We start from the raw sequence: 12,875 nt of genomic DNA, 5'->3' as shown, positions 1-12,875 counted from the left end.
CTGCTGCGCAGAAGCATTGGAGGGGGTCGCCGCACGGCGACCGGGAGAGACAGAAGACTCGGACGCTGCGGGCGTTGCGTCGGCGACGTTGCTTTGACGAGACACGGGCGTCGCGGGTCGCATGACCGGGCCGGACCAGGAGGCCTGTTTTCCGCCTTCCTCATCTTCACGTGTTGACGAGGATGCCGGTACGGCTGCTACCGATTGCGCTCCTGTTGTCACCGGTGTACGTGCTGTTGCTTGCGTTCCCGTCGCCCCCGTGGCGGCAACTACTCCCGATCGGGGCGCTGCCACCCGGGTTGCCGGTCTCGGCGCTGTAGTCGATTTCGCCGACACCGGCCCTACCGCTCCCGATGCAGCCGTTCCGAGCGCTTGCCGCGCCCCGGTCATAGCCGCGGCATACGCTTGCTGATCGTGATTGAACCAGACGCCGTACGCGATGGTGCCCACCACGCCCAAAGTCAGCGCGCTTGCGGCCGCGACACAGAGTGCAAGACGTCCGAATCGCACAGGCGGTGGCGTAGCCGACGGCGGGGAGCCAGCATCGAAACCGGCATCTGGACCATCTACAACAGATTTTGGCAACTCGGTATCGTCGAACATCGCAATACGCTCCGGAATCCTTACGTCTGACATGTCGGCAGACTTTGTTCACACGATTTCGCGCGGGTCAATCTGGAATTGTTAGAAGAATGTAGTCACTCGCGGGTAGAGACACTATGACAATGCTGCGCTTTAAACGCCAGCTTTGCGAGTTCGCTGCACATCGGAGAAACAGGTAAAAGATTCAACGCCGCGTGTAGCAACAGGCAGTGCCGCGAAACCCCACAGGCTGAGTCTGCACGCTGGGCCCGGGGTGGCGATGCGAGCATCGCGCCGGGCGCTATCTGGTATGCAACAAACACGCCCGCGCAGAACCCGCTGCTATGCGCCTTCCGGTTAAGCCGCACTGCGTGTTCTGCGCACCGTTCAGGGGCGTAGCGCGCCCCGCCCGATTCCGCACCTATTGCACCGTGATCGTCTCCCTCATATTCGGATGGATGCCGCAGAACACCTTGTAGACACCCGGCTTATCGAACTTGAACTGGTACGTATCGTTCTGATCGAGCGCGGCGGAGCGAAACATGCCCGCATCATTCACGACCGTATGCGGTTCGCCGTCGAGATTTCTCCACGTCACCGTCGAGCCGGCTTTGATCGTCAGCGCCATGGGTGAGAACATGAAATTTTTTATCACCACGGTGTTAGGCGTTTCCGCTTGCGCAACCAACGGACTGGCCGATGCCACAATGAGCGCTGAATTCGCGAGCAGCACACATAAAGTCTGACGAATTGCATTCGTTTGCATAACTGATCTCCTGAGAGCAAAAAAAATCCGAAATCAAACGAGTGTCGTATCGGCAAGCGTCGCCTTGAGCGGATGACGTACGATCTTGATGCTGGTCACCCCGAGCATCCTGGGTAGCTGATCGCTCGCTACCGTAAGCGGACCGGGGCCGGGGCCCTGGCCGGCGCTCGGCTGCGGATAGGCCGTTGAGCGTGCGGTATGGAAGGTGATATTGCCTTCGACCTTCGACACGATCTGATGAATATGGCCGTTCAGCACCGTCACCGAGCCGAAACGCTTCAGATAATTCATTGCCTGTCCGGCATCGCCGGTGCCCCACCCCCAAGGCTCGTAGATCGTCCACATCGGCATATGCGCGAATACGACGATCGGCGTGCTGGAGGAACGGCTCTTCAGGTCGTGTTCAAGCCAGGCCAGTTGATCGTCGCCCAGGTTGCCCAAACCGTTCGGCTTGAAATGCATCACATTGACGAGCGCGATGAAGTGCACGCCGTTGTGATCGAAGCTGTAATAGCCTTTATTCTCCGAGGCCTGGCCGAAGCGGCTGAAGTACTCGGTCCCTGAGCCGTCCGTGACGTCGTGTTCGCCCGGCACGGTATGGAGCTCCGTGATATTCAGCCTCGACATCAACTGCGCCGCGAGATCGAACTCTGCCGGCTTGGAAAGATGCGTGATGTCGCCCGTATGGATGGTCAGCGCGGGCTTGACGGGCATGGCATTGACATAGTCGATCGTCTGCATGAGGGTGCCTGCGACGTCCGGGTTCGCCTCCTTATTGAAGCCGATATGCGAGTCGCTGATCTGCAGGAAAAGCGGTACTCCCCTGGTCACCGAGGATGATTTCGCGTCTGCCGCGAGGGCCAATTCCACGGGCGTGAGTATGCCGCCGGCAAGAACGAACACTGTGCCTACGCCACCGAAAGCGAGACATTTCAGCGCGCCACGACGTGATGGGTCGAATGCAGGATCGAATGAATGATGTGACGACATGTTGACCTCGCGATAAGGATTCGCAGGCAAACCGCGGGATCATCCGGCGGGCCTCACGAGTCGGTTCATCAGGAAGACTGTCGTGCCGCCGGTTTTATTCCAGGAACAGAAATCCGTTCGATATGCCGCGGTCCACCTCGCGTGAGGATGCGCTGCGGCTGTTGACGGGCACGCTCAAGGAGCGTCCTCGGGCACTGTTCGGGACGATCTGATAGCGCCTCGCGCGTTCTCAAACGATCGCGCCAGCGCGAGCGCTTCAGATCAAATTTTGTTCACCGGCAAAGGAATAAACGCTCGACACCGCACGTTCAATAACCGCAACGACCATCGGTCATGAGAGAGGTGCGGTCATGAAGTCTGTGCTTAAGGTATTGAGCGTCGTCGTGGGCGGCGTGGCGTTGACGGGTCTCGTCGCGTGCGGAGGAGGTTCGGGGTCGATCAGCTCGCCGCCGTTCACCACGACCGCGCTGGTTTCCGATGGTGCGGTCCCTGCGCCGCACACCGACGCGAATCTGAAAAACGCGTGGGGTATCGCGTTCAATCCAAAGGGCTTCGTCTGGGTCGCCGACAATGGAACATCGGTCGCGACGCTCTATGACGGCAACGGCGTGCCGCAATCCCTTGTCGTCAGCATTCCGAATGGAATCAGCGGACCCGCGAATCCCACCGGCATCGTGTTCAACGGCACCACGGATTTCACCGTCACCCAGGGCGGCAAGTCCGGCGCGGGTGCATTTATCTTTTCCGGCGAAGGTGGCACGATCACCGCATGGGCGCCGGCGGTCGCTCCCACGGCCGCGATCGTCATGTTCGACGACGGCAGCGGCGGCGCGGTCTACAAGGGTCTCGCGCTCGCCAGCAACGGCACGGCGAATTTCCTCTATGCAACCGACTTTCACAACAACAAGATCGATGTGTTCGACAAGAACTTCGCGAAGATCGCGATGCCCGGCAAGTTTCAGGACACTTCACTGCCCGCAGGCTTTGCGCCGTTCGGCATCCAGGCGATCGGCACGAAGCTCTTCGTCACCTACGCCAAACAGAACGCTGCCGCGCACGACAACCTCGACGGCCCGGGTCTGGGCTTCGTCGACGTATTCGATACGGCCGGCAATCTGTTGCAGCACTTCGCGTCGGCCGGTCCGCTGAATGCACCGTGGGGCGTCGCCCAGGCGCCAGGCAATTTCGGCAGGTTCAGCGGTGACGTGCTGATCGGCAATTTCGGCGACGGCACGATCAACGCTTTCGATCCGGCAAGCGGCAAATCCCTCGGTGCCGTCAGTCTGTCGGACGGAACCACGTTCGTGCAACACGGGCTTTGGGGTATCGCGTTCGGCAACGGACTCGATAATCAGCCGACCAACACGCTGTTTTTCGCTGCGGGGCCTAATGAGGAAGCAGACGGGGTTTATGGGCGCATTGACGTGAAAATGTGAAAATCTGAACAGCGCAGGCGCGGGTTCGCGGCGAAACGCCGGACGCGCACTCGCGCTGCATCACCACGCGGCGCGGACCGGGACTTGCAGTAAGCGGCCTGCGCTAGCGCCTAACTCTTTTCGCTGCGCAAGGCGTAAGCGGACCGCATTGCGAGGCGCTCGATACTTAGCCACCTGGCGATCCGTTTCACCGCATGGCGCACGCGGCCGCGCAGGTGCGCCATGCGCAGACGGCGCCAGAAGCGATCCGGAGCGAAATCGACAAAACGCGCCTCCTTTTCCAGCAACGCCTTGCCGCCCGGCAAATGAACGAACGAACAGCAGCGAAACCATCGCACGTCCCGATAATTATTGCCGGGCCAATGACGGCCAACCGCCTGATATGCGCCGACCTCGATCAGGCCGTGCCCTTCGTCGATCAGCACATTGAGCGCCGCGGAAATGAACGCTTCGTCGCCGTGATGCTTCACGCGCTCGCTTTCGCTGATATAGCGCTCGTACGTGGCGCGCGCGCAGGGCACCAACCGGCGCAATGAGTCGGCCGTTGCGAGCAGAAATTCGCCGCCGTACCAGCGCGGATTTCTGAGCCGCCGATTCGCGACGATTTCCAGATCCGCGACGACACGATCACTGCCGTATGCCGGAAATACCTGATCCGAAATATCGAACGCGCCAAGGCCCGCTTCGGCGCACCGTTCGATCAACTCGCGGTCGAGCGGAAGCAGCGCCACCATGTCGGCATCGAGCAGCAACAGCATCGTGTCGGCAGGCAGCGAATCGGCCATTTGGTCCATCAAATCGAGTTTGAAATGCGCCGCGTAGAACGGCGTGTTCTTCGGCAACTCGATCGTTGCATTCAAAGTCATCAGCGCGGGCCGGTGCTCCGGCGCCATGCTTTCGAGCCGTTTCGCAACCAGTACCGGTGCGTTTGTCATGATGGTCAGCGTCGGCATGCCGACCTTCCGCAAACTGTTGTTCAGGCAGATCGCCTGACTCACATATGACAGTGGATCGCGATTCGTCGAGTTCGCACCCGGCCTCGCATCGACATCCACATAAACCAGCGTGCAAGGAAAAAGATTCAAGTTGCTCCTCACCGAGCGTGCGAGACAGTTCGCTTTTCTCAGCGCTGCCGTTATTATCCGTAGATTTGATCCACATGTTCTTTCGTGGAGCAATCCAGAAGCCCGCACGATGCGCGAGCTGTCGAGCCGCAACTCGTGCCGTCATGGCGTCACACACGAGCCGGGTAAGCTGATCTGCGGCGATGGCGTTGTATGAACCGGGGCGCAGGTATCAGGTATGTACTATCGTTTCACGTCCGAGCATTGCCTTTCCGCCAAAAGACAGCAAGACACAACGCTGTCCCGTCAATCGGCTTTCGGCAGGTCGAAGTTACGCGGCAAGGGCGGGCGCTTCCGGCGTTTGCGTGAACAAGTTACCTGACTGCTGCGCGTTTGCGGAAGCACCCATCGCCCATCGCCGCGTCTACATCGACATGGGTTGCCCGTCGGTTACCCCGCTTGCAGTCTCTCGCACGGAAGAATGCACTTTCGGGTGGTTCGCTGCATCGTTGCGATAACCGTCTGCATGCGCGGCTTCATGGTCGCGGCGCGGTGGTAAGGCTCGGCGCCCCGCCGGGACCGGCGGGATCCGGATTGCCGAAGGGTGGAAGGCTGCCGTCGTCGCGGGCGCGGGCGATTTCCGCGCGCACCTGTGCGCGCGTTTTTTGACCCGCGTCCGATTTCAACAGGGTGCCGGCCGGCGGCGCGAGTTGACCTGCAGCCGGCATCGGCACGGTCTGCGCCGGAGAATTCGGCGCCGCCGCTTGTTGGGTGCGCGGTGACGCGGCAGGCACGGTGTTTACGTTCGCCACAACCTTCGGTTCGGCCGGCGTGGAAGAAGGTTCGCTCGCAACAACCGGTGCGCCAGCGCCCGTTGTTTGCCCGCTCGAAGCGTTGGTATTAACGCCCGCCACGAAGGTTTCCGGTGCACGCCGGCTCTTCGCGTCACGGGATGCGTGGTTCGAATGCTCACGCGCCGCGGCGTGGTTTTCGTGGGAGCGGACGCTGCTTACCGGCGACGTCGACGAAGATCGTGTCGATTTCGATGCCTGTCGCGCCGTGTTTTCCGCATGCGTGTCCGCCAGCGCATGCTGCGCCTTCTCCGTGCGAGCCCGCACTTCTCTTTGCAGGACGCGAATCTGTTCGTCGTCTTCGTGTACCGACCGCACCGCGTCCAGTTGCGCCTGGGCGGCGACTAGATCGTTGCGTTGCAGACTATTGCGCGCCGCCTGCAGGTCGCCGGCAACGGCGGCCGTTGAGTCGCTGTGTGCGGCGACCGGCCCGGAACTCACCGAGCCCGTCATCGTGTCGCCACGCATCTGGTGAGCCGACGTATCGCCACGCTCAGGGCCGAATTCGTCGACCGACAACCAGTTTTTATCCGACTGCGATACATAAGTCGCAATCGCCGCCGCGCCCACAAACAGGCTTGTTAGAACAATCTTCCTCGGTTCGCTATACATGACGTCTTCCCTCAAATCGTGGACATGCACGCTTGCGGTGACGCAAGCGTGTCCGAATTCATCAGAGGGTTGGCAGTGCATCAAATGATATCGCCGCAACGACCGCGAATTCGGGCCGGTAGCGTCACTTACGAAGATGAGGGCAAGCTGGATGCGTGCTATTTGCTCGTAATAGCCCGCAGGCTTCGATTCGTCCGCTCTCGCAGGGAATGTTGTCCGAAAAAGCCGGCTTGCCGACAGGCGTTTCATCTGATGATTGCCGGAACTGCGAGCAGGCTCGCGCTTACCTACTCGACCTCTATAACCCGGGCGAGCAGGTATCGAGCAACTCAGCGCTTCCCTTCCTCATCCATTGTTGGGTAATCGATATACCCTTCTGCGCCGCCGCCGTACATCGTGCCCTGATCCGGTTCGTTCAGCGGCGCGCCGGCCTTGAGTCGCTCGACCAGATCGGGATTCGAAATGAACGGCCGGCCGAACGCGATCAGATCCGCGCGTTTCGCCTTGAGCGTCTTCTGCGCCAGGGCTATGTCGTAGCCATTGTTCGCCATGAACAGGCCGTCGAATGCCTCGCGCAAGACCTGTAGATCGAAGCCGCCCGGCACGTCGCGCGTGCCGCCTGTATCGCCTTCGATCACGTGCAGATAGACGAGTTTGCGGGCATTGAGCTGTGTCACCACATACTTGAAGAGTGCTTCGGGATTGCTGTCGGCGATATCGCCGAAGCTGCTGAGCGGCGAAATACGCACACCAACGCGCTCGCCGCCCCACACATCCGATACGGCGTCGGCAACTTCCAGCAGCAGACGTGCGCGATTTTCGATCGAGCCGCCATATTGATCGGTCCGTTGATTGGTCTTGTCACGCAGGAACTGATCGAGCAGGTAGCCATTTGCTGCATGGATCTCCACGCCGTCGAAGCCCGCCGCCTTCGCGTTTTCCGCGGCCACGCGATATTGCTCGACAATGCCCGCCATTTCCGGGGTTTCGAGCGCGCGCGGCGTGACGAGCGGCACGAAGCCGTCGTCGGTGTAAGCCTGGCCTTCGGGTTTGATCGCCGACGGCGCTACCGGCAAGGCATTGTCCGGTTGCAGCGACGGATGCGAAATGCGGCCGACGTGCCACAACTGCAGATAGATATGGCCGCCCTTCGCATGCACGGCATCCGTAATGCGTTTCCATGCTTGCACCTGGGCCCTGTCATAAATACCGGGCGTGAACACATAGCCCTTGCCTTGCGGTGAAATCTGCGTCGCCTCCGCAATGATGAGCCCTGCCGTTGCGCGCTGCACGTAGTACTCGACAGCCAGTTCGCTCGGCACATCCGCTTCCTTCGCGCGGCTGCGGGTGAGTGGCGCCATCACGATGCGATTCGGCAACTGCAGCGGTCCAAGCTTGACGGGCTCGAACAGGTAACTATCGATATGCGGGGATTGAGTTGACATAGGGTTCCCTTGAGGAAAATACAGCGCTGTGAAAGGCGCCCCGGCAATCGCGGGGCCGCCCCCACATCGAAACGTCACATTAGACGGCGTAAATTTCAGGGTTGTCCGCCAACGGCAAAAACGTCCCTGTGCGCCCATCGAGCGCAAGCATTGCGCCACTTTCGATATTGAAAATCCAGCCGTGCAGTTGCAGTGTTTTGTTCGCCAACCCCACGGCCACTGATGGATGAGTGCGGATATTCGCGAGTTGAGCAATCACGTTGTCTTTGACCAATGCGTCGAGGCGCTCGGCATCCGATTGGTAAGTTCGCGAGGCATTGATCGCTTTCGCCGCGTCCGCGTGCCGGAGCCAGCCCGCGACTGCCGGCAGGTGTTCGAGGTTCTTGCACGTGCAGATCGCCGTCATCGCCCCGCAATTGGAATGACCGCAAATCACGATATCCCGCACGCCCAACACCGCCACCGCATATTCAACGGTGGCCGATACCCCGCCCGGTTCCGGGCCATAAGACGGCACGATGTTGCCCGCGTTGCGAATCACGAACAGCGACCCGGGCTCCGTCTGCGTCAACAACTCGGGAACGACACGGCTATCCGAGCAGGTCACGAACAGCACGCCAGGATTTTGCGCGGCCGACAAACGTTTGAACAATGCACTCTGCTGCGGGAAGACCTCGCGTTGAAAGCGGATGAACCCTTCTATGATTTCCTGCACGACGTTCTCCAGATCATCACGCGTCGCCTCATATCTCGTCGGACGACGACGTGAGCTTGTGGTCGATCAGGCGCGTGGCCCACTCGAATCCATCGCGTACCGCCTCTTCCTCGGTGAGCCATTCCGGCTGAACCGTCTCGGGACGGAATTGCGCCACGGGGTCGGTCGCGTGGCGCACGCTAACTATCGCGCGCCACGCGCCGAACTCATTCTTCTCGGGCTGCACGGCGATCTCGTAGCCACGATGATCAAGCGTATGCGTCTGCATCGAGCACCTCAATTCTTGTTGTCACGCGGTCAAGACGCACAGCCGCCGGCCGCCACGGTTGCCCGACTTCCCGCGTGAATCGCGGTCACCGGCGCCTCAGTTGAAATCTCCGGTTTCGAGTTCCACGGACTTTCCCCCGTTCTTTTCAAGTACCCGTCGCGTAGCATTTTCAATCCGCGCGCGGTTTGCCTCGAAGGTACCGACCAGATTGTGCGCCGATGGCCCCCCGTTGCCGAAATGGTCGTTTAGCGCATCCAGCGACACGCTGCACCAGACGTCTGCCCCATCGACATTGGCTTCGAAGGCGACGCGCGCTGCTGCCACCACTTCGCGGCGTCCGGTGAATTCGATCCTCATAATGACTCTCCATTTGTCGAAAGATACGTTGAACGTGCAAGCCCTGTGCCAAGCCCGTTTAGCCTTGGCATGGCGGGGCGCGTCCAGCACACATTCCCAGCAAGGTGCATACTCGACATCGGCCGCCTTTGAGCGGCCGCGCTTATGCGTCGCGGCGTGCATGTCACCTCGCCCGCCGTGAGACGCTTCCAACATCCTAATACTACCGCTCCATGTCCCGCAGCCCGCAATCGTCGCGTCCTCTAATCATTGCCGCCGTCATGGCTTCGATGGCGATGGTCGCCATCGAAGCCACCATCGTTTCCACCGCCATGCCGCAGATCGTCGCGCAACTGGGCGATCTCCATTTGTATAGCTGGGTTTTTTCGTCGTTCCTGCTCACCCAGACCGCGATGACCGTGGTCTTCGGCAAACTCGCCGATCTGTATGGGCGCAAGCCGGTCATGCTCGCGGGCATCGCGATCTTTCTGATCGGCTCGGTGCTGGCCGGCTTCGCCTGGTCAATGCCGGCGATGATCATGTTCCGCCTCATTCAAGGCATCGGCGCAGGCGCGATCCAGCCGGTTACGCTGACCATCGTCGCCGACCTCTATCCGGCGCACGAACGCGGCAAGGTGCAAGGCTATCTTGCCAGCGTATGGGCCATCTCAGCGGTGGTGGGGCCGATGGTGGGCGGCTTCATCATTCACAATCTCTCATGGGCGTGGATCTTCTGGATGAACGTGCCGATCGGCCTGGCCTCCGCGGCGGGCTTCATCGCGTTCCTGCGCGAAACGGAGCGGCACACGCATCCGTCGATCGATTTCGCCGGGGCAGCGCTGTTCATGGCGGCGATTGCCGCACTGATGATGGCGCTGACTTACGCGGGCGACAACGAGATTGCCAAAGCATCGCTCGCGGGTGGCGCGTTCATGCTGTGCCTGCTGTTGTTCGTGTTTCAGGAGCGCCGCGCGGCTGAACCGATGATCTCGTTCTCGCTCTGGAGCCGCCGGCCGATTGCCGCGTGCAATGCCGCGACCGTGCTGTCCGGCATGATCCTGATGGGCGCCACCACCTTCCTGCCGATGTATGTTCAGGGCGTGCTGCACCGCTCGCCCGTGGTCGCCGGTCTTGCGCTCACGATGATGATGGTGGGCTGGCCGGTGGGCGCGACGCTCGCGGCGAAATCATTTCAACGGATCGGCTTACGGCGCATCCTGATCGGCGGCAGCGCGTTCGTGCCGATCGGCGCGGTGCTGCTGCTGTTCCTGGCGCCGGGCGGCTCGCCGCTCATCGCGGCGTTCGGTTCGCTCATCATGGGCTTCGGCATGGGCACGTCGAGCGTCAGTTCGCTGGTGCTGATCCAGGAAATCGTCAAAATGGACGAGCGCGGCAGCGCGACCGCATCGAATCTCTTTTCGCGCAATCTCGGCAGCACGTTGGGCGCGACACTGTTCGGCGCGGTGCTCAACTTCGGCCTCAGTCACTCGCAGGGCGTCGCCGTCGTCACCTCGGATCAGCTCAAATCACTGCTGCAGAATCAGGCGGCGAGTTTCGCCGATAGCAACATGATTCGCATGGTGTTGCATCAGTCGCTGCACCTGACCTTCATTGCGATCTTTGCGATTGCGATCTTTGTGGTCGTGCTGTTAGGGTTCGTGCCCTCAGTCAACATTGGAACAGGGAAGACGATGCCGCTTGAAGCGTTGTCGCCGCTTGAGGACTGAACCCGCTGTGCGTCAATCACCGTCCCGGCAGAGCCTCATCATCCACGCATAAACCGCATCCACCGCCGCGGAGCGCGCCGGTTGGGCCGAGCGCATCAACCAGAGCGGCGCGAGCGCGAAGCCCGGCACCTGCGGCAAGATCTCGACGCGCCCGCTCGTCAATGCGTCGCCGGCAGTGAGCCGGGACACCATCGCGATCCCCGCCTCCTGCTCGGCGGCCGCCACGAGAAAGCGCGGGTCGCTGACCGTCATCGCACGTCGCGTACGCACCCCGCCTCGCCTTAATTCAGGCAGCCACGGCGCCCACTCGGGCCGTGCCTCCTGAACCAGCAAAGGCGCCTGCGTCAGGACCTCTGGAAATGACGCCGAGCGCAGACGCTGCGCGGTCATGGGCCCACAGATAGCAACCGCTGCTTCTTCGAGCAGCAACTCGCACACCACTTCCGGCGTGCGAATCTCCCTCGCCGACACCACCAGATCGACGTCGACGCGATCGATCTCGTTGACCTCTTCGCCCGTGACGAGCCAGATTTCGAGGTTCGGCAGTGCCTCGGAAAACGCCCGCATGCGCGGCATCAGCCAGCCGGAGGCAAACTGCGGCGCGCACACCACGATCACCGAATCCGGATTGCCATACGGCTCGATGCGATCGCGCCCGTCGGCCAGGGTGGCGAGCGCCGTCATCACGGTTTGCGCATACAACGCGCCGGCGGCCGTCAGCGCGACGCCGCGTCCGATCCGCCGGAATAGCGGCTGCCCGGTCCACTCCTCGAGTTGCTGGATCTGATGGCTGATCGCGGATTGAGTCAGTGCCAGTTCCTGCGCGGCGCGCGTGAAGCTGCCCAGGCGCGCGGCGGCGTCGAAAGCAAGCAAAGCCTGCAGAGGCGGAAGTCTACGCATCGGATCGTCGGGCTCAGATATTAGAAATATCGATACTTCCAGCAAGATTCTTCGCTTTTCGCCGGAATATTGCCCCGCAATGATAGCGCCAGTTGCCCGTTACACGCCGCCTGCCGCTTCGGCAGACATGAGAAATATTTGTGTGACGACGCTCGTTCAAACCGACCGGACCGACCTGTATGACCCTGAACCTGAACGCTTTGCAACCCGTCGCCGCCACGCTGGCCGCCAGCGCTGGTGAGCAACACCCTGCCCCGACCTATGCCGGCGTGCTGTCATTCATGCGCCGGCCCTACACGCGCGACCTCACCGGCGTCGACGTTGCCGTGTCGGGCATTCCGCTCGACCTCGCGACCACCTTCCGCCCCGGCACGCGCTTCGGGCCGGCGGGCATGCGCGCCGCCTCCGTGCAACTGGCCGAACTGGGTGCATTTCCATGGGGTATCGATCCGTTCGATCATCTGAACGTGGTCGACTACGGCGACTGCTGGTTCGACGCCCACAACCCGCTCGGCATTCGCGACGCGATCATCGCTCACGCCCGCGAGATTCTCGCGACCGGCACCCGCATGCTGACACTCGGCGGCGACCACTACATCACCTACCCGCTGCTGGTCGCGCACGCTGAAAAATACGGCAAACCGCTGAGCCTGATTCATTTCGACGCACATTGCGACACCTGGCCGGACGACAACCCCGACTCGCTGAACCACGGCACGATGTTCTACAAGGCGATCCGTGAAGGACTGATCGATCCCGCCCATTCGGTGCAAGTCGGCATTCGCACCTGGAACGACGACTTCATGGGCGTGCGCATTCTGGACGCGCCGTGGGTCCATCGCAACGGCGCGCAGGCGACGATCGACGAGGTACTGTCGATCGTCGGCGATGCGCCCACCTACCTCACCTTCGACATCGACTGTCTCGATCCGGCCTTCGCACCTGGCACGGGGACGCCGGTGGCGGGCGGTCTCAGCTCCGCGCAGGCTTTGGAAATCGTTCGCGCGCTGGGCCCCGTGAATCTGGTGGGCGCGGACGTGGTGGAGGTCTCGCCACCCTACGACCACAGCGACGTGACCGCGCTTGCCGCAGCCCACCTTGCCGCCGACATGCTGTGCCTGATGCGCAATCAGAAACTGCAACGCCATCAGCGCATGTAAGGCCGCGACCGCTCTGTTGAAAC

Annotated in this window: 12 protein-coding genes; 3 read left to right on the top strand and 9 right to left on the bottom strand. The window is 61.5% G+C overall.

What is annotated here, in order from left to right:
- Positions 1-1,003 precede the first annotated feature (1,003 nt).
- Positions 1,004-1,348 carry a cupredoxin family copper-binding protein gene (locus tag ACAX43_RS18350; RefSeq protein ID WP_370709838.1) on the bottom strand — a complete coding sequence of 115 codons (345 nt, stop codon included), beginning with the start codon at positions 1,346-1,348 and terminating at the stop codon, positions 1,004-1,006.
- A gap of 33 nt (positions 1,349-1,381) precedes the next feature.
- The gene (locus ACAX43_RS18345) at positions 1,382-2,338 is read right to left on the bottom strand and encodes a metallophosphoesterase (RefSeq protein ID WP_370709837.1); all 957 of its coding nucleotides are present in this window, start codon (positions 2,336-2,338) and stop codon (positions 1,382-1,384) included.
- Between the two features lie 350 nt (positions 2,339-2,688).
- Between ACAX43_RS18345 and ACAX43_RS18340 the strand changes: the two genes are divergently transcribed.
- Positions 2,689-3,774, top strand: coding sequence for a TIGR03118 family protein (locus ACAX43_RS18340; protein WP_370709836.1), 1,086 nt, complete (start codon positions 2,689-2,691; stop codon positions 3,772-3,774).
- Between the two features lie 110 nt (positions 3,775-3,884).
- Here ACAX43_RS18340 and ACAX43_RS18335 read toward each other — a convergent pair whose 3' ends face one another.
- The 6 genes from ACAX43_RS18335 to ACAX43_RS18310 form a co-directional block, all read right to left on the bottom strand.
- Positions 3,885-4,859 carry a hypothetical protein gene (locus ACAX43_RS18335; RefSeq protein ID WP_370709835.1) on the bottom strand — a complete coding sequence of 325 codons (975 nt, stop codon included), beginning with the start codon at positions 4,857-4,859 and terminating at the stop codon, positions 3,885-3,887.
- Positions 4,860-5,374: 515 nt separating this feature from the next.
- Entirely contained in the window at positions 5,375-6,301 is a 927-nt protein-coding gene (locus ACAX43_RS18330; protein WP_370709834.1) for a hypothetical protein, read from the bottom strand.
- A 329-nt stretch (positions 6,302-6,630) separates the two neighbouring features.
- Positions 6,631-7,746 (bottom strand): alkene reductase, encoded by a 1,116-nt coding sequence (locus ACAX43_RS18325; protein WP_370709833.1) that lies wholly within the window; start codon positions 7,744-7,746, stop codon positions 6,631-6,633.
- A 79-nt stretch (positions 7,747-7,825) separates the two neighbouring features.
- The gene (locus ACAX43_RS18320) at positions 7,826-8,461 is read right to left on the bottom strand and encodes a carbonic anhydrase (RefSeq protein WP_370709832.1); all 636 of its coding nucleotides are present in this window, start codon (positions 8,459-8,461) and stop codon (positions 7,826-7,828) included.
- 28 nt (positions 8,462-8,489) lie between these two features.
- Positions 8,490-8,729 carry a DUF6566 family protein gene (locus ACAX43_RS18315; protein WP_370709831.1) on the bottom strand — a complete coding sequence of 80 codons (240 nt, stop codon included), beginning with the start codon at positions 8,727-8,729 and terminating at the stop codon, positions 8,490-8,492.
- 96 nt (positions 8,730-8,825) lie between these two features.
- On the bottom strand, positions 8,826-9,086 hold the full coding sequence (locus tag ACAX43_RS18310) for a DUF1488 domain-containing protein (RefSeq protein WP_370709830.1): 261 nt from the start codon (positions 9,084-9,086) through the stop codon (positions 8,826-8,828).
- A gap of 212 nt (positions 9,087-9,298) precedes the next feature.
- Between ACAX43_RS18310 and ACAX43_RS18305 the strand changes: the two genes are divergently transcribed.
- A complete protein-coding gene (locus ACAX43_RS18305) occupies positions 9,299-10,792 on the top strand; it encodes an MDR family MFS transporter (protein WP_370709829.1) in 1,494 nt (497 codons plus the stop codon).
- A gap of 12 nt (positions 10,793-10,804) precedes the next feature.
- On the opposite strand, the gene ACAX43_RS18300 is transcribed toward ACAX43_RS18305, so the two are convergent.
- Positions 10,805-11,692 carry a LysR substrate-binding domain-containing protein gene (locus tag ACAX43_RS18300; protein WP_370709828.1) on the bottom strand — a complete coding sequence of 296 codons (888 nt, stop codon included), beginning with the start codon at positions 11,690-11,692 and terminating at the stop codon, positions 10,805-10,807.
- A 179-nt stretch (positions 11,693-11,871) separates the two neighbouring features.
- Here ACAX43_RS18300 and speB point away from each other — a divergent pair, with 179 nt between their 5' ends.
- Entirely contained in the window at positions 11,872-12,852 is a 981-nt protein-coding gene (gene speB / locus ACAX43_RS18295) for an agmatinase (protein ID WP_370709827.1), read from the top strand.
- The last annotated feature ends 23 nt before the right edge of the window (positions 12,853-12,875 follow it).

The sequence above is a fragment of the Paraburkholderia sp. IW21 genome, from assembly GCF_041321145.1.
GTDB lineage: Bacteria > Pseudomonadota > Gammaproteobacteria > Burkholderiales > Burkholderiaceae > Paraburkholderia.
This window is presented reverse-complemented; position numbering and strand designations above follow the sequence as displayed.